General features: G+C 60.2%; 19 protein-coding genes. 3 read left to right on the forward strand and 16 right to left on the reverse strand.

The features are described from left to right. Positions 1–19: 19 nt before the first annotated feature. The 5 genes from IPI80_RS02590 to argB form a co-directional block, all read right to left on the reverse strand. On the reverse strand, positions 20–706 hold the full coding sequence (locus IPI80_RS02590; protein WP_413856853.1) for a TetR/AcrR family transcriptional regulator: 687 nt from the start codon (positions 704–706) through the stop codon (positions 20–22). 109 nt (positions 707–815) lie between these two features. Beyond that, positions 816–1,508 (reverse strand): nucleoid occlusion factor SlmA, encoded by a 693-nt coding sequence (slmA, locus tag IPI80_RS02595; RefSeq protein ID WP_413856855.1) that lies wholly within the window; start codon positions 1,506–1,508, stop codon positions 816–818. A 78-nt stretch (positions 1,509–1,586) separates the two neighbouring features. Next, a complete protein-coding gene (locus IPI80_RS02600; protein WP_413856857.1) occupies positions 1,587–3,056 on the reverse strand; it encodes an ATP-binding protein in 1,470 nt (489 codons plus the stop codon). Positions 3,057–3,061: 5 nt separating this feature from the next. Further along, the gene (locus IPI80_RS02605) at positions 3,062–3,790 is read right to left on the reverse strand and encodes a response regulator (protein ID WP_413856859.1); all 729 of its coding nucleotides are present in this window, start codon (positions 3,788–3,790) and stop codon (positions 3,062–3,064) included. 57 nt (positions 3,791–3,847) lie between these two features. Then, positions 3,848–4,738 (reverse strand): acetylglutamate kinase, encoded by an 891-nt coding sequence (gene argB / locus IPI80_RS02610; RefSeq protein ID WP_413856861.1) that lies wholly within the window; start codon positions 4,736–4,738, stop codon positions 3,848–3,850. A 171-nt stretch (positions 4,739–4,909) separates the two neighbouring features. Here argB and IPI80_RS02615 point away from each other — a divergent pair, with 171 nt between their 5' ends. Further along, on the forward strand, positions 4,910–6,049 hold the full coding sequence (locus IPI80_RS02615; protein WP_413856863.1) for an ABC transporter substrate-binding protein: 1,140 nt from the start codon (positions 4,910–4,912) through the stop codon (positions 6,047–6,049). 26 nt (positions 6,050–6,075) lie between these two features. Here the strand turns inward: IPI80_RS02615 and IPI80_RS02620 are convergent, their stop codons facing one another. After that, positions 6,076–6,714, reverse strand: coding sequence for an MBL fold metallo-hydrolase (locus IPI80_RS02620; RefSeq protein ID WP_413856865.1), 639 nt, complete (start codon positions 6,712–6,714; stop codon positions 6,076–6,078). 57 nt (positions 6,715–6,771) lie between these two features. On the opposite strand from IPI80_RS02620, the gene IPI80_RS02625 reads away from it, so the two are divergent. Then, positions 6,772–7,602, forward strand: coding sequence for an ABC transporter ATP-binding protein (locus tag IPI80_RS02625; RefSeq protein WP_413856867.1), 831 nt, complete (start codon positions 6,772–6,774; stop codon positions 7,600–7,602). Positions 7,603–7,667: 65 nt separating this feature from the next. Beyond that, positions 7,668–8,921 carry a hypothetical protein gene (locus IPI80_RS02630; protein ID WP_413856869.1) on the forward strand — a complete coding sequence of 418 codons (1,254 nt, stop codon included), beginning with the start codon at positions 7,668–7,670 and terminating at the stop codon, positions 8,919–8,921. On the opposite strand, the gene IPI80_RS02635 is transcribed toward IPI80_RS02630, so the two are convergent. The 10 genes from IPI80_RS02635 to IPI80_RS02680 form a co-directional block, all read right to left on the reverse strand. After that, positions 8,913–9,818, reverse strand: coding sequence for a hypothetical protein (locus tag IPI80_RS02635; protein ID WP_413856871.1), 906 nt, complete (start codon positions 9,816–9,818; stop codon positions 8,913–8,915). The genes IPI80_RS02630 and IPI80_RS02635 overlap by 9 nt on opposite strands. Before the next feature lie 175 nt (positions 9,819–9,993). Continuing rightward, positions 9,994–11,529, reverse strand: coding sequence for a mercuric reductase (locus IPI80_RS02640; RefSeq protein WP_413856873.1), 1,536 nt, complete (start codon positions 11,527–11,529; stop codon positions 9,994–9,996). Between the two features lie 10 nt (positions 11,530–11,539). Then, the gene (locus IPI80_RS02645) at positions 11,540–12,826 is read right to left on the reverse strand and encodes a glucoamylase family protein (RefSeq protein WP_413856875.1); all 1,287 of its coding nucleotides are present in this window, start codon (positions 12,824–12,826) and stop codon (positions 11,540–11,542) included. Continuing rightward, positions 12,823–14,475 (reverse strand): phosphoglucomutase (alpha-D-glucose-1,6-bisphosphate-dependent), encoded by a 1,653-nt coding sequence (pgm, locus tag IPI80_RS02650; protein ID WP_413856877.1) that lies wholly within the window; start codon positions 14,473–14,475, stop codon positions 12,823–12,825. Before pgm ends, IPI80_RS02645 begins: the two co-directional genes overlap by 4 nt. 10 nt (positions 14,476–14,485) lie before the next feature. Further along, positions 14,486–16,135: a glucose-6-phosphate isomerase gene (pgi, locus tag IPI80_RS02655; protein WP_413856879.1), complete on the reverse strand. Its 1,650-nt coding sequence runs from the start codon at positions 16,133–16,135 to the stop codon at positions 14,486–14,488. Beyond that, positions 16,132–17,223, reverse strand: coding sequence for a transaldolase (gene tal / locus IPI80_RS02660; RefSeq protein ID WP_413856881.1), 1,092 nt, complete (start codon positions 17,221–17,223; stop codon positions 16,132–16,134). The genes pgi and tal overlap by 4 nt, the downstream gene beginning before the upstream one ends. Beyond that, the gene (locus IPI80_RS02665; RefSeq protein ID WP_413856883.1) at positions 17,220–17,936 is read right to left on the reverse strand and encodes an HAD family hydrolase; all 717 of its coding nucleotides are present in this window, start codon (positions 17,934–17,936) and stop codon (positions 17,220–17,222) included. Before IPI80_RS02665 ends, tal begins: the two co-directional genes overlap by 4 nt. Continuing rightward, complete coding sequence (zwf, locus tag IPI80_RS02670; RefSeq protein ID WP_413856885.1) at positions 17,936–19,363, reverse strand: glucose-6-phosphate dehydrogenase; 1,428 nt, start codon at positions 19,361–19,363, stop codon at positions 17,936–17,938. Before zwf ends, IPI80_RS02665 begins: the two co-directional genes overlap by 1 nt. Further along, entirely contained in the window at positions 19,360–20,385 is a 1,026-nt protein-coding gene (gnd, locus tag IPI80_RS02675) for a phosphogluconate dehydrogenase (NAD(+)-dependent, decarboxylating) (protein WP_413856887.1), read from the reverse strand. The genes zwf and gnd overlap by 4 nt, the downstream gene beginning before the upstream one ends. 23 nt (positions 20,386–20,408) lie before the next feature. Beyond that, entirely contained in the window at positions 20,409–24,200 is a 3,792-nt protein-coding gene (locus tag IPI80_RS02680) for a GH36-type glycosyl hydrolase domain-containing protein (protein WP_413856889.1), read from the reverse strand. Positions 24,201–24,219 lie beyond the last annotated feature (19 nt).

Genomic DNA, 24,219 nt, shown 5'->3' on the forward strand with positions numbered 1-24,219 from the left:
ACTCCTTATTGAACAGTGATCAGGAAACGGAAGGTGTGCCGTAGCGCACGAGAATATTTTCAAAACCCTTATTGGCCCTTGCAATCGAAGCCGGTTTCTTCAGGAAGCGTGCTTCATAGTGGAGCGCGAGGATGAGGCCGTGAATCTCAAACGCCATCTGCTGCTCGTCCACATCGGCACGCAGATGGCCGCAATCGCGGGCCATCACGATGGCGCGGTCCATCGCATCCAGCCAGGTCTGTACCGAAGTGGCCAGCGCATCGCGCACAGGGCCCGGGCGGTCATCAAACTCAACAGCGCCGCTGATAAATATGCAGCCGGCCTGGATTTCTTCGGCCACCAGCCGCATCCAGTTGGCAAACAGCGCCTTGACGCGCGGCAGACCGCGTGGCTGTTGCATGGCGAAATAGAAAACGTCGCGCTCAAACAGCGTGAAGTACTGGTGAATGACCGAAATCTGCAGCTCTTCACGCGAGCCGAAATGGGCAAACACGCCCGACTTGCTCATGTTGGTGGCTTCTGCCAGTGCACCAATGCTCAGGCCTTCCAGCCCCACGTGGGTGGCAAGCCCCAAGGCAGCATCCACAATGGCCATCTTGGTTTGCTGGCCTTTTTGCAAGGCGCGCCCGGAAGGCGCCTTACCCGCGCCCGCAGTTTTAGGGCGGGTTTTGCGAATCAGCTTGGCGGACACAGAGGCGATGGACATGGGAGCCTGACACAACAAAATAGAACGATCGTGCTATTTTGCAGCATTTCCATGGCGCCAGCCAACTATTTTCGGTTTCTAGAGGCTGAAACCTAAGAAACGCGGGGGTTTACCCCAGCAGCAGACGCAAACTGGCGTCCAGATGCTCGGACGGCAGGCGCTTGTACCCAGAGCGCACAAAGCGCTGTAGCCGTCCACCGGCAAAGGCCATCAGCACCGAGGCGCGGATCTGGGCGTCCACCGTGGGCGTAGCCGAGGCGGCAGACAGAGCCCCGTCGCGCAGGCATTGCTTGAGGGTAGATTCAATCTTGTCAAAAAACTGGTTCATGCGCTGCTGCAGGCGTTCATTCTCATGAACCAGGGCATCGCCCACCATGACACGGGCCATGCCGGGGTTCTTCTCGGCAAACTGCACCAGCATGGCGATCACTTTGGCTGCCTGGCGCGGGCCTTGGTCAGCCAGGCCTACCGTGGTGGTCTGCTCGCGCTCCACAATCTGGTTGACCAGGGTGAAGACCGACTGCTCGATGAATTCGATCAGCCCCTCAAACATCTGGGCCTTGCTGGCAAAGTGGCGGTACAAGGCTGCCTCGCTCACATCCAGCCGGGCCGCCAGCGCCGCGGTGGTAATGCGCTCACCACCAGGTTGCTCCAGCATGCTGGCCAGCGCTTGCAAAATCTGGATGCGCCGCTCGCCCGGTTTGGGGCGCTTACGCACTGGTGTAGCGGGTGCCGCCGGTTCAAGCCCTTGTGGCGCGTGCTCGGAAGCGTCAGTGGATGGGATGATGGTGGCGTCTGGCATGGTGCACTCAGCGTTAGGTGTGAACAATTCTCGCATAGCACCTGCAAGGGTTTTTCCTAGGACACAGCCAGGTTCTCCCTAGGCCGGCAGGCACACCCGCATGCGCAGCCCGCACCCGCCCTGTCCTTGCAATACTTGCAATTGGCTTGAATGCACCCGGGCGATCTCATCGGCAATGGCCAGACCCAGGCCGGTGCCCTCACCTAGAGTGCCTGGTACGCGGTAGAAGCGCTCCAGCAGGTGCACGCGTTCGGCCTCTGGAACGCCGGGGCCGTTGTCTTCCACCTCCAGAAAGGGCTGCGCACTCCCGTCGGGCGCAACGCCCCAGCCACAGCGCAGGGTGACGCGCCCGCCGCGCTGGGTGTAGCGGATGGCGTTGTCCACCAGGTTGCTCAGCAGCTCGCGCAGCAGCCAAGTGTGGCCACTTGCGTGCACCTGGGCCGCTTCCAGCCCCAGGTCGATGTTTTTTGCCGTGGCGGCGTCCAGATGGGTTTCGAGCATGACTTCGCACAGCTCCTGCAAATCCACCCGCTGCACGGGCTGGATGTGGGCGCTGCGCGAATCCGCGCGGGACAGAGCCAGCAACTGGTTGGCCAACTGCGAGGTGCGGCGCACCGCCTGGCGCAGCCGGTACACCTGACTTGCTTCTAAAGTAATAGCGGTATGTTCAATATCGACGAGGACTGGAGGCGTATTTTCCCTGTAGACCCGACCCGGATCAGCCTGCGCTGCAGTACTGGTCACGGCCTGGGCCCAGGCTTCTACCTGGGCCTGCAATGCGGCCAACGGCGTGCGCAGCTGGTGGGCAGCGTCGGCCACAAAGCTGCGCTGGCTTTCCGCTTGGGCGTTGACCAGATCGAACAGTCGGTTGAGTGACTCCACCAGTGGGCGCACCTCTTCAGGGACGCCCTCGGCGTCCATCGCCGAGAGGTCGCGTGGCGAGCGCCGCTCGACCGCATCCTTGAGCGCCAGCAAAGGCCGCAGCGCGTGGCGCACCGCCCAGTTCACGGCAAAAAACGCGGCTACCACCAAGATAAAGTTGGGCAGGGCCACCTTGATCCACAGGCGGCGCAGCCACTGCTGACGCGGGTCCGATCCATCGGCCAGGCGCAGCACCAGTTCGCCAGCTGGCGTTTTCATGCGCTGGCTGACGATGCGAAAGGTTACCCCATCAAACTCCTGGCTGGAAAACTCGGCCTCACCCGTGGCCGGGGGCATGCCGCTGAGCCAAAGGTCCCCCAGCAGCACGCTGCCATACCGCCCGACCAGCGCAAAGGCGGCCAGACCCCGACGCTGGTTCAGAAAGTCTTCTATGGGTGGGGCCATCAGCATCACTGGCGGATCGGTCTCGGTCGCACCACGCGCCACCACCGACGCCGACAGCAGCGGCACCAGGCTCAGGAGCTGGCGATCCTGCTGCAATGAAGCGCTGTCGGCAGAGCGAAAGTCAAACCAGGTATTGAGCGAAGCCAGCAGGAGTAGCGGCGTCAGCAGCAACAGCAACAGACGCCGTTTCAGCCCTGAAGCTATGGCTTGGCGCGCCGGCATGGCTTTCAGGCCCCGGCTGTTGGCGCGGGGGCGGCGTCGGGCGGTGGCGCCAGCAACTCCAGCCGGTAGCCAAAACCGCGGATGGAGCGCAGCGCCAAGCCGTGGGGTTCGAGCTTGCCACGCAGGCGCGAGATATAAACCTCCACCGCGTTGGGGGTGATCTCTTTGTCCCAACCGGTCAGGGCCTGCAGCAGCTTGTCTTTGTTGGCGGGTTTGGGGGCCTGCAGCATCAGGTATTCCATAACGGTCCACTCACGCGGACCCAGCTCGATCGGCACACAGGGACCGGCCGCGCCGGTGGGTCGGACACAGGCTTGGCGCAGGGCGGTGTCCAGTTCAAGCGGGCCAAAGCTCAACGTGGCAGATGTGGCCGCCTGGGAGCGGCGCAACAGCGCGCGCAGGCGGGCCAGCAGTTCAGGCAGCTCAAAGGGTTTGACCATGTAGTCGTCACCCCCCAGATCCAGCCCCTGCACCCGGTCTTGCAAGGCATCGCGCGCGGTCAGGATCAGTACGGGCATAGTGCGGCCTTCTTTGCGCAGGACCTGCGTCAGCTCCAGGCCGTCCATACCGGGCAAGCCAATGTCGATAACGGCCAGGTCAAAGGATTCAGTGCGACTCACCTCCAGGGCGCGTTCGGCGCTGCCCACCCAGTCCACCGCATAACCGGCACCACACAGACCGAGCTTGATGCCGCTGGCCACCATGACATCGTCTTCCACCAATAAGAGTCGCATGATTTTGGCCTCCAGCCCTTGTCGGATAGGCGTATACAGCTATGACAATAATAGCAATCAACACGAACGGATCATGGTGCCAAAAGCCTGATCGGTCAGAATTTCCAGCAGCAGCACATGCGGCACCCGCCCGTCAACAATGTGCACCGCGTTGACGCCGCTCTTGGCCGCGTCCAGCGCGCCAGCAATCTTGGGCAGCATGCCGCCACTGATGGTGCCGTCCGCAAACAGTTCGTCAATGCGCTGGGCCGTCAGGTCGGTGAGTAGCTGGCCACTCTTGTCGAGCACACCGCTTATGTTGGTCAGCATCATCAGCTTCTCGGCCTTTAGCACGGTGGCCAACTTGGCGGCCACCACGTCGGCGTTGATGTTGTAGCTCTCGTTGTTTTCACCAAAGCCGATGGGGCTGACCACCGGGATGAAAGCGTCGTCCTGCAGTGCTTTGACCACGCTAGGGTCCACACTGACGATGTCACCTACCTGGCCCACATCGTGCTCTTTGGTGGGGTCGGCGTTGTCCAGCATCTTGAGTTTTTGCGCGCGGATCATGCCGCCGTCGCGTCCGGTCAGGCCCACGGCCTTGCCACCGGCCTGGTTGATCAGACCCACAATGTCCTGCTGCACTTCGCCAGCCAGCACCCACTCCACCACCTCCATGGTTTCGGCATCGGTCACCCGCATGCCCTGGATGAACTCACCCTTTTTGCCCAGGCGCTTGAGAAGCCCTTCAATTTGCGGGCCGCCGCCGTGCACCACCACCGGGTTGATGCCCACCAGTTTCAACAGCACCACGTCTTCGGCAAAGGCCTTTTGCAGCGCCGGGTCGGTCATGGCGTTGCCACCGTATTTGATGACCATAGTCTTGCCATGGAACTTGCGGATGTACGGCAGTGCCTGGGCCAGGATGTCAGCTTTGTCCCTGGGAGCGATGGTGGTGGTGTCAGACATGATCAATTGCGTAGAAAGTGACTGGACAGATTGTGCCGCATGCCGGGCATACGCGGCTCGGGCCGACAGTCAAGTGCCAGCCTTGCGGGGCTCCCACCCCTAGGAGAAACCCGCGTTGATTGAGTCGCCCATTCACCGTAATATGGTTATATTTAATAATTACATAAACCCATGAAAACCGCACTGAAAGCTGTCATTCTCTCGTCCGCCCTGCTGGCTGCGGCTCCTTTGCTGGCTGGTGATTCCGGCGTCGGCGACACCGAAATCCTGATCGGCTCCTCCGCCGTCTTGACAGGCCCGCTGGGCCCCCAAACCACGGAATACACGGTGGGCTCGAATTTGTATTTTGATGCCGTTAACGCCAGCGGTGGCATCTATGGCCGCAAGCTCGTCTACAAACCCGTTGACGACGGTTTTGACGTGAAGCGCACGGTGGAAAACACGCGCAAAATGTTGTTAGAAGACCGGGTATTCTTGGTCTACAACAGCACCGGCACTGCCAACACGGCGGCCATTTTGCCGCTGGTGACAGAAAACAAGACCGTTATTTTTGGCCCGGTTACCGGTGCAACCACCTTCCGGGACAACTACAACCGCTACCTTTTCAACGTACGCGCCAGCTACGCCAATGAGGCGCAACGCATCGTCCAACAGCAATTGGTGGTCGGCATCACAAGATTGGCCATGGTCTACCAGGACGACGGCTTCGGCAACGCCCTGATGACGGAAGTCAAAAATGCAGCGCAGGCGCGCAAACTGGACCTCCCCACCTTTGTCAAGATCGACCCCAAGGCGCCCGACTTCAAGGCAGCCGCCGCCGCCATTGTTCAGGCCGACCCCCAGGCAGTGGTGATGGGCACGGCCGGCGCAACCTTTACTGGGTTTGTAAAGGCGCTCAATGCCACTGCAAGCCACCCGGTGATTTATGGCTTTTCGGTGGTCAGTACCGATATGCTGAATCGTGAACTGGGCACCGCTGCGCGCGGCATTGTGTTGGCGCAGATCATGCCGTCACTGCGCAACCCTTCCGTGCCGGTAGTGCAGGAATACCTGCGGCTGACCAAGGCCAAGGGCCCTGATGCCAAGCCATCAACCTCGCAATTTGAAGGCTTTATCCACGCCAAGATACTGGTGGAAGGACTCAAACGCGCGGGCAAAAACCTGAGCACCGAGAGCTTCATTAAGGGTCTGGAAACGGGCGGCGACATCAGCTTTGGCAAGTTCGTGGCGCATTACTCGCCCCACAGTCACACCGGCTCGTCCTACGTGGAACTGGCGATCCTGGATACCGACGGACAGCTACGGTATTGACCCGCGCTGCCCTTGCAGATCGGCAGTCAGCTATCGGCCACGTAGGGGTTGCTGCGCCGCTCCTGCCCGAACGTGCTCTCGGGCCCGTGGCCGGGGATGAACACCGTGTCGTTACCCATGGGCCACAAGCGCTGTGTGATGCTGGCGATCAGCGTGTCATGGTCGCCCTGCGGAAAGTCGGTGCGGCCAATGGAGCCGGCAAACAGCACGTCGCCTACAAAGGCACGCTGTGCCTCACTGGAATAAAACACCACATGGCCTGGCGTGTGGCCGGGGCAATGGCGCACGGCAAGCGTGCTATTGCCGACCGTGACGGTATCGCCATCTTGCAGCCAGCGCGTGGGCGTAAAGGGCTTGGCCCGGGCAAAGCCAAACATCTGGCTTTGCTGCGCCAGGCCGTCAATCCAGAACTGGTCGCCGGTGTGCGGGCCAATGATGGGCAGTTGCAGCCGCTCGGCCAGCTCGCCGGCGCCGCCGGCGTGGTCGATATGGGCGTGGGTCAACCAGATCTGTTTGAGCGAAAGGCCCAGGCGCTGCACCTCGCCCAGCACCCGGTCCAAGTCGCCACCGGGGTCGATAACCGCCGCGTCCAGCGTCTGGTCGCACCAGACCAGCGAGCAATTTTGTTGAAACGGGGTGACGGGGATGATGAGATAGCGCAGCATGGTGCATCAATATAACGGCTAGGGCCGGCCGGGGGAATCCCCTATGATTGGGACATCATGGCCAACACCGCATCCACTTCGCTTGTCGAATTTCGCAATTTGAGCTTTAGCTATGGCGACCATCGGGTACTCGATTCGGTTTCGCTCACCATTCCGCGCGGCAAGGTCACAGCCCTGATCGGCCCCATGGGCGCCGGCAAGACCACTACGTTGCGCTTGATGGGCGGCGAGCAGAAGGCGCAATCGGGTGCCATGCTGTTTGACGGGCAGGACGTGGGCCAGATGGACCAGACACAGCTGTATGCAGCGCGCCGGCGCATGGGCATGCTGTTCCAGTTCGGCGCCCTGTTTGCCGACTTGAGTGTGTTTGACAACGTGGCCTTTCCTCTGCGCGAGCACACCGACCTGGCAGAGCCGCTGATCCGCGACATCGTGCTGATGAAGCTCAACGCAGTGGGCCTGCGTGGCGCGCGCGATCTGATGCCAAGCGAAGTCTCCGGCGGCATGGCCCGGCGCATTGCACTGGCGCGCGCCATTGCGCTAGACCCCGAACTGGTGATGTACGACGAACCCTTTTCTGGCCTGGACCCGATTTCGCTCAAAACCGCAGCGCGACTGATCCGCCAGCTCAACGATTCCATGGGCCTGACCAGCGTATTTGTATCCCACGAAACCAAGCACACGCTGGAGATTGCCGACCACGTAATCGTGCTGGCCAGCGGCAAGGTTGCCTTCGAAGGCAGCGTCAACGCCGTGCGTGCCAGCAATGACCCGATGGTGGTGCAGTATCTCAACGCGCGCCCAGACGGCCCGGTACGCTTCCACTTTCCGGGCGCCGCCGTTGAGCAGGACTTTGGTTTGCCTGCGGCAATTGGTAACGCAACGTAAAAGGCCACCCGTCCACCGGGCCCTACTGGCAAGATTCCCTGGCATTACCTTTCCAGGAGTTCTTCATGCGACCGTACCTTGTCGGCACGCTGGCCACCTTGGGCGTGGTGGCACTGGCCGCCCATGCCGCAGACACGTTTGACCCGGCCACCACCTTGCTCTCGCTGGACACCATCACATTGGGCAGCACTACCTACCGACAGGTGCGGGCTACCGTGTCGTCTTATACCCTCCTGGGTGTAAATGGTGGCAGTGCCACACCCAACAGCTTTGATACAACCAGCAATTTGCTGACCCTGGGCGCCATCGGCTACCAGGGCAGCACCTACAACAATGCGCGGGTACACATCAACAACTATGTGGTGTTAAGCGCGAGCACCGGAAGTGCCGACGCCATTTTTGGCAACCTGGCAGCTGCCGACCTGGGCATTGGAGCCAACCTCAACGGCGCGGTGCCCTTCCCTGCAGACAACGCCTGGAACACCGACATCTCATCTGCCGCCATAGACCCCAACTCAGACACGCTCATTGCCAGCATTGGCCTCACGCCCGGGCTGCACCCGGATTTTGGTGCCGGCCTGTATGACGGTGCGCCTATCGGCATTCCCTATGTGGTGGTGGGCAATGGCCAGCCCAAAGTAGCCATCAGTTTCACCGATTATGGCGACGAGAGTGATCCTGGGCCTTACCCGGTTCCAGCCAATGCACCCATCGAAGGCGCGCTGGCCAATGGCGGGGCCTTTGACGGTGACCGCCATGTGTTGGTGATTGACCGCGACGCCAACCGCCTGTACGAAATGGGCAACGCCTACCCGCAGGTCGATGGCAGCTGGAAGGCCAGTGGCGGCGCGGTGTTCCACCTGAACTCCAACACCGTGCGCCCCACGGGGCAGCCTGGCTGGACCAGTGCCGATGCCGCCGGCCTGCCCATCTTCCCCGGCCTGGTGCGCTATGACGAGGCTGCCAGTGGTGTGATTCATCATGCATTCCGCTTTACCGTTAGCAGCACACGCAAGGCCTATGTGCCGCCGGCCACGCACTGGGCCTCTGGCAACACCAGCGCCAGCCTGGCGCCCATGGGTATGCGGGTGCGCCTGAAGGCCAGCTATGTGATCCCGGCCAGCTTCAGCACCGAAAGCCGTGCCATCCTGCAGGCAATGAAAACCTACGGGATGCTGGTGGCGGACAACGGCTCCAACTGGTTCGTCAGCGGCGCACCTGACGACCGCTGGAATAACGACAAGCTGCTTGCTGAACTGGGAAGCGTTAAAGGCGCCAGCTTTGAGGTGGTGCGCATGGACGGACTGGTTTTACCGTAGCCTTGCGGCCGCTGCCATGTCCTTAAGATCTTCGTGCTTGATCTCCAGATACTGGGCTAAATCCATTTCGTGCAATTGCGCCGCGTGGCGCTCAGTCAGCGCAAACCAGGTACGCAGCCGCGCTTCGGTCTGCACCTGGTCGCTACCCGTTGGTACGCTGGTATAGGCCTGCAAGGCCAGGTAGTTGCGCACGACATTACGTTCCATTGAGCCGCGTTCGCCCTGTATATATTGGGGTGCACCATCTGCGCCACGGCCCAATACGGTGAAACCAATCTTGGTACGCCCCACCGTGGTCAGATACAGGCCGTAGGCCATCTTTGCCAGGGAGCCGTAACCATAAGCGTAGCCAACCCGCAGAAAGCTGCGCTGTGCATCCACAGGCGCGGCCTCAAACACAATGCGGTAGTCGTACGTGCCCAGCGGCCCGCGCTGCGCCTTCAAGCTCACACGCAAGTAGTCGGCTTTTGTAGCCTCAACCACCATGCGGTAGTCCATGCGGTACGTGGTAGCGGGCGTGGCGCCTTGCTTGGGGCCGGCTGCCATGTGCAGCACCAACCCCTCTGACGTCTGTTCGGACAGGCAGGACCGCACATTGAGATGCAAGAAAAGCATGCCGCACACCGATTCGCCAGAACCCAGCATGCTGCGAATACGCTCCATGGGCTGACCCAGCTCGGCATAGACCTCGCCCTCCAATCGCTTGCCATCGTCCTGAGAACGCAGCACCAGCGGCTCACCAAAGGCCTGCGCCTGCAATTCGGCTTGCAGTTGCGCACGCCGCGCCAGCAATTGCGCTCCATCCATCGGCGCACCGATAGCCACGTGGCTGCCCAACACCCCGGCGATCAACACTGCCAGCAACCGAAAGCAGCCGTACTTAGAAATCATTTTCATGTATCAATTGGGGCTGTAGCCCTCGTGTAATTTACCTAATACGCTATCAAAGTGATAGTAAAACCATTCAATATCCGATGTACCAAAAGCACTCACGGCGATGGCATAAGTGCGCCAGTCAATGGAAAGATCATTTGTCAGTCGTGCTTACCTATACTTTTAAACCCGTTTGCAGTCAGTGTAAAAACCAGCGTCGCTGTAGCCACCGCATCCATCTGGAAGCCGAGGTGATGCCATAGGCCATTGCGGCCTTCCTGATACCCTCTGCCTGTGTCGGGTAGGTGTGAATAACACGTGAAATGGTTCCCAGACCGATACCGGCGACCATTGCCAGCGACAGGCCGTTGATCATCTCGCTGGCGTGGTGCGCCACCACCGTGGCACCCAGGATGGTGTCGGTGCCGTCACGAACGTGGATTTTCACAAAACCGCTTTCTTCGCCGTCGATGATCGCCCGGTCAACCTCATGCATCGGCACCGTGTAGGTTGTCACGGGGATACCGCGTTCACGCGCTTGCCGTACGTACATACCGACATGGGCGATCTCGGGGTCGGTGTAGGTGCACCACGGAATCGTCAAAGCACTCATGCGTTCGCGGCCAAAACACAGCGCATTGTGCACGACGATGCGCGCCGATGCCGCAGCGACATCGACGAATTGGTGCTCCAGGCAGACATCGCCGGCAGCAAAGATGCGCCGGTTCGAAGTGCGCAAAAAATCATCGACGACGATGCCCTTGTCAGCGACATAGGCAACACCAGCGGCTTCAAGGTTCAGGCCAGAGAGTGATGGCCTGCGGCCGATGCCGGTGAGGATCGCGTCGACGGTGAACGTCGCGACGTTGCCGTCGTTGATCGTTTCGACAAGTTTTTTGCCACCTTCAACACGCACGTTGACTGCCCTTGTGTTGAGATGGACCTCGACACCGTCGCGTGCCAGTGCCTCGGCCAGCAACTGGGCGGCATCACGTTCTTCCTTTGGCAGGAACAGCGGCTGCGAATGGGCGATGATGGTGCGGCAACCGAAGCGGCACAGTGCCTGCGCCACCTCGCAGCCCACCGGGCCGCCTCCGATCACGAGCACGCTGGCGGGCAGCTCGGTCAGGTCGAACAACGTTTCGTTCGTCAGGTAGCCGGCGGCGTCGAGGCCCGGAAGCGTTGGCAGCACGGCACGCGATCCGGTGGCGATCAGCGCCTTCTTGAAGCGCAGGCGCAGGCCGTCCACATCGACCGTGTCTACACCGACAAAACGTGCTGTGCCAAAGAAGAGATCGATGCCATCGGCGGCAATACGCTGTGCCGAGTCGGTGCGGCCAATGCGTGCGCGGATGCGGCGCATGCGCTCCATCGCCTGGGGGAAATCGCCCTCGGTGTTGGGTGGCGTCCGGGCTCCGTAGGCCGCCGCGTTACGCATCTCGGCATGCAGGCGCGAGGTGCGGATCAGCGCTTGCGAGGGCACTGCACTGTAGTTGAGTGCCAGACCGCCCAGCAGGTGTTTTTCAATGAGCGCCACGCGAGCGCCAAGCGCCGCCGCAGCCCGGGCGGCCATTAGCCCGGCTGGCCCAGCTCCAATAACGAGTAGGTGATAAGGTTCGCGCGGTTGCGGGTTGCGCCAGTCCGGCGGGCGGCCGTTGAGGCAGAGCTCACTGTCGTGAATACCGGTATGGGGCAGGGGTGGCACGGTAGAAGGTTGGGGCATAGAAGAGTCCATGATCGACTGACTACAGCCAGCCACCTTTGAAGCCCGCCCGGTGCAGCCCTGCGCGCACAAACGGGTTGGCGCGGCCCAGCCGCCAGGGCAGCCCACTGCGGTAATTTTCGATCATCAGTACGATCATGCCTTGGTCAAGGCCGAATTCACCCGGAGAGATCCAGCCATTGGGGCCGGCCTCAGCCACGGTCGGGTTGAAGCCGCTGGCGCGAATGAGGGATGGGTCATTGGTACCGGATCGCGCCTCCAGCGCGCGCAGCGCAGGCAGTACCAGCTCAGGTGCGAAGACCAACGACGACAACGTCGACGAGCCGCAGAGTGTGCCGTCGTCAGGGCCGTAGGGCACACCGCGTGCGGCATAGCCATAAAACGTCTGGTTGCGGCCGGCGATGCTACGCGCTTCGGCCTGGGGTCCGTCGCCAGCCGACAGACCCCAGCAGTCGGCACCGTAGCCGGTAAAGCTGCGGGGGTTGCGCATTGCATACTCGCGTTGCACATAGGTGGCACGCCGGCTGTTCTCGAAGTAGTCGCAGTCTTTCTCGCGCATGAAAGCATCGCGGATGCCGCGGAAATCGATCCATGCGTGCGAAAACTGGTGAATAAAAAGTGGCCCGGCAACCAGGAAGTTGTGGCCGTACAGGTTCTCCCACTGGTAGGTTACGGTCCAGGCGGGAAAGCTTTCATCAGTGAGTGCATGGGTGGGCGAGCCCAGGCCCAACACGTAGAGTAGGATGGCCTCGCTGTAGCCTTCCCAGCCGTAATTGAGGAAGCCGCACTCGGGCTTCCAGCCATGCGTCACCGCACCTCCATCGCGCTGCGCCCAACGCCAGTCAACGCGCCGGTAGAGCGCGTTAGCCAACAGGCGCAGTTCACGTTCTTCGATTGTGTCAGCATCGAAGTAGGTCGCCGCAGTTAGTACACCGGCCATCAGGAAACCTGTGTCAATCAAAGAGACTTCCGAGAGCCACACACGTGTGCCGAGTTCCATATCAAGGAAGTGGAAGTAGAAGCCCCGATACCCAGTTGCGTGCGCGCTACCCGACTGATCGCTGCCCATGAGGAAACGTAGCGTAACCAAGGAGCGCCGAACGGCTTCGGTGCGTTCCATCCAACCGCGCTCAATGCCCACTGGGTAGGCCGACAGCGCGAAGCCAATCACCGCGATGCTTGACGGTGCGCCCTCTCGCATCGTGTCGGCCACCAGCCCATTGCGCGGGTTATACGCTTTCAGAAAATACTCAAACGCGCCTCGCTGCAGACGTTCGAGCATTGCGTCGTCAGCGGGGTCAACTGTCACGGTGAAGAGATCGCCTTGTCGACGATTGCCTGCGCTTCCTTCAGGATGCGCTGGAGGTGATCGTGCCCATTGAAACTCTCGGCGTAGATCTTGTAGATATCTTCGGTGCCCGACGGTCGGGCGGCGAACCAGCCATTCTGGGTGGTGATCTTGATGCCGCCGATGGCCGCGTTGTTGCCGGGTGCACGGTCAAGCACAGCCGTGATCGTTTCACCGGCGAGTTCGTGCGCGGTAATGTCCGCGGACTTCAGAGCGGCAAGCTGCTTCTTTTGCGCTGCATTCGCCGGCGCCTCGACGCGGTCGGCGACCGGCTCACCGAGTTGCTGCACCAACTCCGCGTAAACTTGCGCAGGATCTTGCCCACAACGTGCCGTGATCTCGGCGGCCAGCAGCGCTGGCACAAGACCGTCTTTGTCAGTGGTCCAGACCTTGCCGTCGCGGCGCAAGAAGCTGGCGCCAGCGCTCTCCTCGCCGCCAAAACCCAGCGAACCGTCCAAGAGTCCCGCTGAAAACCATTTGAATCCGACCGGTACTTCAAAGAGTTTTCGACCAAGTCGTGTTGCGACGCGGTCTATCAAGCTGGTGCTGACAACCGTCTTGCCGATCCCGGCGTGCTCGCTCCATGAGTTCCGATTCCTGAACAAATAGTCGATGGCAACCGTAAGGTAGTGGTTGGGTGGCATCAAACCGAACGTGGGCGTAACAATACCGTGGCGATCGTGATCGGTATCGCAAGCGAACGCGATATCGAATCGGTCTTTCATACCTTGCAGACGTTGCATTGCATAGGGTGACGAAGGATCCATACGAATCTTGCCATCCCAGTCGACGGACATGAAGCCAAAGGTCGGGTCAACCAAATCGCTGACGACGGTCAGGTCGAGCCGATAGTGTTCGGCTATGCGAGCCCAGTAGTGCACACCCGCGCCCCCGAGCGGATCGACGCCGATGCGGACCTTGGAATCACGAATGACGTCGAAGTCGATCACATTGCCGAGGTCGGCGACATAGGCGTCGACGAAGTCATGGCGGTGTGTCGTCGCCGCGTGCAATGCTTGCGCATAGGACATCCGCTTGACACCGGTAAGCGAAGTCTCGAGGAAGCGGTTCGCTGCGGCCTCGATGCCGCCTGTGATGTCGGAACCCGCAGGGCCACCGTTGGGCGGGTTGTACTTGAAGCCGCCATTGTCCGGGGGGTTGTGCGAGGGCGTTACGACAATGCCGTCGGCTAAGCCTGAAGTGCGACCTCGGTTGTACGCCAGGATGGCGTGCGAAACAGCCGGGGTCGGCGTGTAGTCGTCGTTCGTCGCCAGCATCACGTCGACACCGTTGGCAGCCAGAACCTCGAGTGCGGTGGAGCAGGCCGGTTGCGACAGTGCGTGGGTGTCGATGCCCAAAAACAAAGGGCCGGTGATCTCCTGACTTTGGCGATACTGGCAAATGGCCTGGGTGATCGCCTGCACATGTTGTTCGTTAAACGAAAGATCAAGCGACGAGCCACGATGACCAGAGGTGCCGAAGGCCACGCGTTGCGATTGCACCGTCGGGTCGGGCAAACCGGTGTAGTAGCCAGTCACAAGCCGGGGCACATCGACGAGCAGCGAGCGCGGCGCGGGCTTGCCGGCCAGAGGACTGATCAGTGTGGTCATAGTCGCTCCTTCAGGTTCGGATAGCTTTGGGGTTGGGTCGGCGCTGGCGACGATAGCGCTCGATCAATGTATTGGTTGAGCTGTCATGGCCGAGCGGAACTTCACTTGCGCCATCGAGCTCAGGCAGCACGCGCTGTGCCAACACCTTGCCGAGCTCGACCCCCCATTGGTCGAACGAGTCGATGCCCCAAATGACGCCCTGCGTGAAGACGCTGTGTTCATAGAGCGCGATCAACGCGCCCAGCGTCGCCGGCGTCAGCCGTTCGGCCAAAATCGTGTTGCTCGGCCGGTTGCCGTCGAACACGCGGTGCGGCACCAGCTCAGGCGCAGTGCCTTCAGCGGCCACTTCTTGGGCAGTCTTGCCAAAAGCCAGCGCCTCACTCTGGGCGAAGAGGTTGGCCATCAACAGGTCATGCTGATCTCCCAAGGGATTCAGGCCCTGGCAGAAGCCGATGAAGTCGCAGGGCACAAGCCGTGTGCCCTGGTGGAGCAACTGATAGAAAGAATGTTGTCCGTTGGTGCCTGGTTCACCCCACAGTATCGGCGCGGTTTCAACGTCGACGCGCTGGCCGCCCTGCGTCACGTGCTTGCCGTTGCTCTCCATCGTCAGCTGTTGAAGATAGGCAGGGAAGCGCTTCAGGTACTGGTCATATGGCAAGACGGCAGTCGTTGCCGCGCCGACAAAGTTGTTGTTCCAGACCGCCAGTAGGCCAAGCAGCGCAGGCATGTTTTGCTCGATGGGCGCGTGGCGAAAGTGCTCGTCCATCGTATGAAAGCCGGCCAGCATTTCGCGAAAATGTTGCGGCCCGATTGCGATCATGGTCGACAGCCCAATCGCAGAGTCCATCGAATAGCGACCGCCGACCCAGTCCCAGAAGCCAAACATATTCTCTGTGGCGATGCCGAATTGCGCCACGGCCTGCGCATTCGTCGAGACCGCGACGAAATGTCGCCCCACCGCCGAGTCGCTGCCTAGCTGGCCCACGGCCCATGCCCGCGCCGCATGGGCGTTGGTCAAGGTCTCTTGCGTGGTGAAGGTCTTCGAGCAAACGATGAACAGGGTCTCACAAGCATCAAGGTCGCGCGTGGCTTCAACCAGATCGGTGCCGTCGACGTTGGAGACGAAACGCACAGTCAGGTCGCGCTGGCTGTAGTGTCGTAACGCCTCATAAGCCATCACCGGCCCAAGGTCCGATCCGCCGATGCCGATATTGATGACGTTGCGGATACGCTTGCCGGTGTGCCCTAGCCACTGGCCACTGCGCACGCTGTCGGCAAACCTGACCATGCGCTCCAGCACAGCATGGACTTCGGCAATAACATCGATGCCATCGACAAGGATCGTCTCGGTGGCTGGCGCACGCAGCGCGATGTGCAACACCGAGCGCTTTTCGGTCGTGTTAATCGCGTCGCCGCGAAACATGGCCTGAATCCGCTCGGCCAGCCCGCATTCATGAGCAAGCCCGGCGAGTAGTTTAAGAGTGGTGTCATCGATGCGGTTCTTCGAATAGTCCAGATAGAGTCCAGCCGCTTCGAGCGCATAACGCCCGCCACGCTGTGCGTCGGCCGCGAACAGCTCACGCAAGTGGGTGTCGCCTGTTGTCTGGTAGTGGTCGCTGAGGGACTGCCACGCCGGCAACGAGACAATTGATCCGGTCATGATCCTGACCCTCCCAGGACTTCACTCTTTTCGTGGATGCGCGCCAACAGCGCCTGCCAGGACACTGTAAAAGCATCGCTGCCCTCGCGCTGCAAGCGTGCGGCCAACGCTTCGTCGTCGACGCCCTCACGCCTGAACTCTTCCAGCACCGCCTCCGCATAGCCTCCATCGGCCGGCAAAACAGTATCTGCCTTGCCGTGGTCGGCAAACGCCTGCAGTGTCTTCTCGGGAATTGTGTTGATGGTGTCCGGTGCCGCCAGCGCCTCGATGTACAGCGTATCTGGCGCCGCTGGATCCTTGGTGCCAGTGCTGGCCCACAAAAGCCGCTGCGGCCGCGCCCCGGCTTTGTCAAGTTTCAGCCAACGCGGGGATGCAAGCAGATCCCGGTAGGCTTTGTAGGTGCGCATCGCGATCGCAATCCCCAGGCGGTTGTGAAACGCAGGCGTGATCTCCTGTTTGACGGCAACGTCCCAACGACTGACAAACAGCGAGGCGACCGAGCGCACGTTCGGATCGAGGCCTGCCTGAAGGCGACGTTCGATGCCACGCATGTAGGCCTCAGCTGAAACCACGTACTGTTCGCGCGAAAACAACAAAGTCACATTGACCGGCACACCGTTGAAAATCGATTCTTCGATGGCTTGGGCACCTGCCGGGGTTCCCGGTATCTTGATGAAGAGATTCGGTCGGTCCGCTGCCTCATGCAGTGAGGAAGCCGCTTGGATGGTCTTGGTAGCGTTGTCGGACAGCAAAGGAGACACTTCCAGCGAGACCCAGCCGTCGAGCCCTTCGGTTGCATCGAAGATTGGGCGAAACAGATCGGCCGCCCTCGTCAGATCCTCCAACGCCAGCGTGAAGAACAGCTCTTCTGCGGGTTTGCCGCGCCGTGCCAACCGGGCAATGGCTTCGTCATAAAAGCTGCCGTGGCCGATCGCGTGCTCGAAGATCGTCGGGTTCGACGTCAATCCGGTCACGGTGTAGTCGGAGATGTAACGCGCCAGCGTGCCCTTCACGAGCATCTCGCGGCTGATGTTGTCGACCCACAGACTCTGGCCCAGGTCGTGCAGTTTTTTCGTGTTGAGGTTCATATTCTTTCCTGGTACATGCAAGCCTTGTCAACCTGCTGTTTGATAAGTGAAGTGGGATCGAGCTCGGCGAGCTCGCCGATATGCTCAATCGTGAAGTCGGCTGCTGGTTGAACCACGACAATTTTCGGGTCCAGTGCGTAATGACCCTGTCGCGGGAAGATGGTGGTGAGCCGATCTTGCAAGATGGCTTTCATGGCCGCCAGGATACGCAGCTTATCGTCGACCATTACGTAGTGGCGGGCTGGATAGTGGCGTTGCACGGCATCCAGCATTTTTTCCTTGTGAACGTAGACCAACGCCCGGCCATCGACCGCGTCCAACAGGCCGGAGCGCTGCATCTTGCGTGGCTGCAACACGACGTCACCATCGGTCAAAATTACGGTTTTCCCGAAGCGGTCCAGATTTGTAATGACCTCCAACGCACGTGCATAGAGTCGATCCGAGAATGGGTAGTCGAGGAGGAACGAGGACATCATCAGCAGCCGCTGCTCGTCGGCGCTGCCCTGTTCGACGTCGACGCGGTAGCGCCGCAAAGCACCCAAATAGTCGACATACCCGAGTTCCTCGCGCAGCACATCGAAAATCGTCCAGTAGCGCTGGGCACTTGAAATGCCAAACTCGCTCTTCAGGTGGACGCGCAGATCTTCAACGATGCGGTCTCCGTCGAGCAAGGTGTTGTCCACGTCTAACAGAAAGACTACGTCGACCGTCATCATGACGCTCCAGGTTTGCAGGTCGGCGCGTCGGGTGCTGGTTCGTGCCAGCCGCCGTCTCCAGCGATCAGCGCCGACGCCTCGTCAGGCCCCCAGCTTCCGGGTTCGTAGGGTAGCGCTGCGCCATGATTCGCGAGTGCGGGTTCGACCACTGTCCATGCGGCCATTACGGCGTCCTCGTCGGTAAAAAGCGCGCGGTCACCGGCCATTGCGTCACCAAGTAGGCGCTCGTAAGGCGACATTTCGCTCTTGTCGTCTTCCCCGAGATACAGCTCACGCTGAGTGCCAACAAATTCCTTGCCCGGGCGCTTGGTGCGCGCAGCCAATGCTATGCCAGCCACAGGCTGCAGACGAAATCTGAAGTAATTGGCACGACCGCCGGCAGGCCTGGAATCGTCGAACAAGTGCTGCGGTGGTGGCTGCATCTGCACCTGCACCTCGACCACTGATCGCGGGAGCTGCTTGCCAGCACGCACATACCACGGCACACCTGCCCAACGCCACGAGTCGATGAAAAGACGCAACGCGCAGAAAGTTTCGATATCGGAGTCGCTCGCCACCCCCTTTTCGGTGCGGTAACCAGTGTATTGGCCACGCACCAAGTCTGCGGGCTGCAGTGGCCGCATGGCGCGCAGCACGCTGGCCTTGGCAATGTGCAGTGCCTCGAAGCTCTGGAACGCTGGCGGTTCCATCGCTAACAGTGCAATCACTTGAAACAGGTGATTTTCGACCACGTCGCGCAGGCAGCCGGCACTCTCATAAAACGCGCCGCGAGATCCAACACCAAAGTCTTCCGCCAGCGTCACCTGTACGCTGGCGATATGGTTGCGGTTCCACACCGGTTCGAGGAAGGAATTGGCGAAGCGGAAGTAGAGGATGTTCATGATCGCCTCCTTGCCCAGGTAGTGGTCGATGCGAAAGATCGACGACTCGGGGAACACCGAACGGGTGACCGCGTTGAGTTCGCGCGCCGACGCGAGGTCGCGGCCGAAGGGCTTCTCGACGATGACGCGCGCGTCCTGCGCCAACCCCGCGCTACCCAGACTCTGGATCACGGTAGCGAACAGCGACGGTGGAATAGCGAGGTAGAACGCTGGCTGTTGCGCATCGCCGAGCGCAGTCTTCAGCGCGGTGAAAGTTGACTCATCGTTGTAGTTGCCGCTGACGTAATTCATCAGCGATAAAAGGCGGTTGAATGCCGCTGAGTCGTCGATGCCACCTTCATGGTCCTCATGCATCAGGCTTTCACGAACATGGCGATGCCATTCGTCAACATCCCACTTCGACGACGCAACGCCGACAATCGGCACCGTAAGATGTCCCTTCTTCACCATCGCGTACAGCGCAGGAAATATCTTCTTGCTAGCAAGGTCTCCGCTGAACCCGAAAACGACCAAAGCGTCGGATTGCGCGCGCACTTCGCTCATCGTGCATCTCCGGCGTGTTTTTCGAGGTGGCCGCCGAAAGCATGTCGCATCGCCGAAAGCAGCTGATCGGAGAAACCAGCCTCGCCGCGCGATGAAAAGCGCGAATACAGTGCGGCGCTAAGAACCGGCGTGGGAACTGCTTCGTCGATTGCCGCCTGGATGGTCCAACGGCCTTCCCCCGAATCAGACACGCGACCGTCAAAGGCTTCCAGTTTTGGGTCCTTCAACAAGGCTCCGGCCGTGAGATCGAGCAGCCACGAACCGATCACGCTGCCGCGACGCCAAACTTCGGCGACTTCGGATAGGTCTATGTCGTAACGGTAGAACTCGGGGTCGCGTAGCGGCGTTGTCTCAGCATCGCTGATTTGTTTCTGATTGCCGATATTGGCGTTACGCAAGATGTTAAGGCCTTCAGCGTAAGCCGCCATCATGCCGTACTCAATGCCGTTGTGGACCATTTTGACGAAGTGTCCAGCACCGGACGGTCCACAATGCAGGAAACCGACCTCGGCCGACGTAGGCGCACCGCTGCGGCCAGGTGTGCGCTCGGCGGTACCGGGCCCTGGTGCCAACGCCGAGAAGATCGGCGTCAGGTGCTGGACGATGTCTTTTTCTCCGCCAATCATCAGGCAATAACCACGCTGTTCACCCGCAACGCCCCCACTGGTGCCAACGTCAACGTAGTGCACCCGGGCTTCACGCAGGCCATTCGCACGGCGTACATCATCGCGATAGAAGGAATTGCCGCCGTCGATGACGATGTCACCCTGTTGCAAATGCGGGGCCAAGTCTTTGAGTGCCATATCAACGACAGCGGCGGGTACCATGAGCCATATCGCGCGCGGCCGTGTCAGCGCCGCTACGAACTCCACAATCGACGCAGTGCCAACGGCTCCGTCACTATGCAGCGCGGCTACTGCCTCGGGTTTGGTGTCATGCACAACGCAGATGTGGTCCTGCTTCATCAGGCGGCGCACCATGCTTGCGCCCATGCGACCGAGGCCTATCATTCCGAGTTGCATAGATTGCTCCAAGTTAGTTGTTGTCAATTGCGCACCACGTCAATCAACACTACGTGGGTTTGACCATCATCAATTAGCGTTACGGTATTACCGGGGGTCGCGATGCCATTGATCACCACGCCCGCAACAGTACCTGCTGCCGCTTCCCGGCACGTGATGGCATAGGTGGAAGCCCCGAATCGGTAACTAACATTGAAACACGTCCAAGTCTTGGGTATGAGCGGCTGCACGTGCAGTTGGTTCCCGCTTCTTTTTAGGCCTAACAGCGACTCGTTGATAAGTTGCAGCATCCATCCTGCTGATCCCGTATACCAGGTCCACCCACCGCGTCCGGTGTGCGGTTCGAATGCGTAGACGTCACCGGCGAGCACATAGGGTTCTACCCGATATTGGGCCACCTCAGCGGCGTCTTTCGCATGAAGCAGAGGATTGAGCATCGCACACAACTCCCACGCTCGATCGGTATCGCCCAGCGCAGCAAAAGCCATCGCCGCCCACATCGCCGCGTGTGTGTATTGGCCACCGTTCTCGCGTACGCCGGGCACATAGCCCTGGATGTAGCCAGGCGAAGGCTTACTCGTATCAAAAGGCGGATCGAGCAACTGCACGATGTGGGTGTCGCTGTGCACCAACCGCTCGTACAGCGATGCCATCGCGAGCTGCGCATGATCGGCCGGGGCCGCACCAGACAGCACCGACCAGCTCTGCGCGATTGAGTCCATTTGGCATTCCGTGTTTGCCGCCGAACCGAGCACTGTTCCGTCGTCGAACCAGGCCCGCCGATACCAAGCACCATCCCAAGCAGATGCCTCAACGCTGGCACCCAATCGCTTTGCCTCAAAGTGGCAGAGGTCAGCAAACTCGGTGTCGCCACGGGCGCGTGCCAGCGGTGCAAAGCGCGCCAACACCGTGACAAGGAAGAACGCCATCCACACACTTTCGCCCTTGCCCTCAGCGCCAACCAGGTTCATGCCGTCATTCCAGTCGCCGCTGCCCATCAACGGCAGGCCGTGTTCACCCCAGACCAAGCCGTGGCGAATCGCCCTAACGCCGTGCTCATAAAGACTCGCCACCTCGTCTGCCACCTTGGGCAGCTCGTAATTCGATGCCTCGCCGTCCTTCAGTGCCCGGCTATCCAAAAACGGACACGCTACGTCTAGTATGTCAAAGTCGCCGGTCACTTCCGTATAGCGGCAGATGACCAATGGCAGCCACAAGAAGTCATCTGCACAACGCGTGCGCACACCCTTGCCCGACGGTGGATGCCACCAATGCTGCACATCGCCCTCGATGAATTGGCGACTGGCAGCACGCAACAGGTGTTCTCGCACCAGCGCTGGTGCAGCATGGACGAGTGCCATCACATCCTGTAACTGGTCACGAAATCCGAACGCGCCGCTGGACTGGTAGAACGCCGTGCGACCCCACAGGCGCGATGCGATTACTTGGTAGACCAACCAGCCGTTTGAAAGCCTGTCGAGCGCTGCGTCTGGTGTGTGTATCTGTACCGCACCAAGAGTCTGACGCCAAAATGCATGCACAGCGTCAAGTACATCGTCCGCGGCGCCAGGCCGGCGCCAGTGGAGCACCAGTTCGCGTGCTTCTTCGACCGTCTTACCTGCGCCAAGCCTGAAAACCGCGTATTGCGTTTGCCCAGGTGCCAAGTCAACACTTACTCTTAGAGCAGCACAAGGGTCAAGTGCGGCACCTATTCTTCCCGAAAGCTCTATGTGCGTCAGTGCAGCCGGTGCAGACAAACTACCGTTCGGCCCGAAAAAGTCGGCGCGGTCGCAACAGATATCAGTTGCAGCATTGTCTGCATCGAAGAATGCGGTACGACGGGCGAAGTCAGTGTTGTAGCCATTACGAGCGAACAGCGCGCCAGTAGCCACGTCGCGCTCCGTTACCACTTGCATCTGTGTTTTTGCGCGCTCGTCACCCAATACCCACTCGACGTAACCGATGACAGATAGTTTGCGCGGCTGATCCGATTGGTTGCATAGTCGCAGTACTGAAAATTTGACTGGGCTGTCGATGGCCACGTATAGGCGCAATTCAGAGTCGATGCCACTTTGGGTGTGCTCGAATGTGCTGTAGCCGAACCCGTGGCGTGTGGTGTAGTCGCCGGCGGCGCGTGTGGGTAGTACCGTGGGTGACCAAAAAAGACCACTGGCCTCATCCCTAATGTAAAAGGCCTCCATGTTGGGATCACTGACAGGATCGTTGGACCACGGGGTCAGGCGGAACTCGTGTGCGTTCTCGCTCCAAGTAGTTGCGCTACCGCTTTCAGACACGAGCGTGCCGAACTCGGGGTTTGCGATCACATTGACCCATGGCGCGGGTGTCATGCGCGCCGCGGATGTGGTGATGACATATTCACGCCCGTCAGGTGTAAACCCGCCGAACCCGTTGGCATCCAACAAGTCGAGCGGTGCCGCGCGTTGTGCGAGTTCGGCAGTTGGCACCGCCTCCGGGTTCTTGATAGCTGTTGGCTCGGCGTAGCAGGCGCTTACTGGGAGCTGTTCCGCCAGTGTCTGGGCGTCGCTTATGACGATCCTCGCGACGCTTTGCAACAATATCCGATCACCCGCGTCGAGCCCTTTGTCATCCAGCACGAAGACGCCGCCGGGCTTCCCTAGGCGATCGGGTTCCACTTGTGCTTCCATCTGCTGCCGAACTTGGTCAAACAAGCGTGGCTTGCCATCGGATGATTCAGCGCACAAGACGGCTAGTTCGCAGCTAAGGCCAAAGGCGTTCCAATAGGCGTGACAGTGCGCCATCTGTTTCGCAATGTTGGACCAATCGGGCCCACTCAGACGCAATAGCACGATAGGCAAGTCGCCAGAAATGCCGAACCCCCAAAGGCTGGACTGCCCGCGGCGGTTTTGTTCGATGACATCTGCGTCGGCACGAAATTGAGACGCCGCGAAAACGAGCGATGCCGCCATGCGTTGGAATAGCAGTGCATCAGAGTCACTTATCTCAAGGGCGAGGAGTAACTTCCGCTGGTATTCACCACCCTGTTGCAGAATCTGCGTAACTACCCCAGGATTTCTGACTTTGCGCAATAACGCCGCACAGGATTGGCGCGTGGCCGAGACACCCGTTAGCCAATCGATCGTGATCGAGTTACCAGGTTCCAAAACGAATGGGACACGGATAGCGGCCACGGCGTCGAGCACGGGGCCCGTCGATCCGGATAGCCCTGCACCATCGACCAGCGCCTGCGGATTGCCCGCATCGCGTCCCCGGCCGAGAAAGCGCATACGATCGGTCTCAAACGTCAGAGACCCTGTCGTCGAACCATTGATCATGACGGTATGGAAGAACCATGGTGCTGGATCGTCAGAGGCACTGGGCCGGCGTGTTGCGAGAATCGCTTGCAATTCGGTCTCAACCTCGGTCTCGATGAAAAGCTTGCTGAAGGCCAGGTGCGCGGAATCGGTCGCGTTTCGGGTAAGTACGATTTCAGCGTAACTGGTCGCGCTGAGTTCTCGGCGCTGATTACCATTGTTTGAAATCACCACACGGCGCAGCTCCATCGCATCGTCAAGTGAGACCGCCATTACGGTATGGAAGTCGATTTCATGCCTATGGTGCAAAACCGGCGAACTACCTGGCTCCTGCTGCTTCGCTGGGAACCCGGCAGACTGGGGCGTGTGGTCCAGCAAATAGCAACGTGCACCGCCGTCATCAAACGTCGCATCCGCCCGCCAACGTGTGATCGCCATGTCCCCCCAGCAACTAAACCCATGGCCCGCTGGCGTGAGCAAGACATGGTATGAACCATTTGAAAGAAGTTGAAGTTCGGACATGTGCTGAAACTTGAACGAG

It is taken from the genome of Candidatus Aalborgicola defluviihabitans (genome assembly GCF_016705985.1).
GTDB classification, from domain to species: Bacteria; Pseudomonadota; Gammaproteobacteria; order Burkholderiales; family Burkholderiaceae_C; genus Allorhodoferax; species Allorhodoferax defluviihabitans.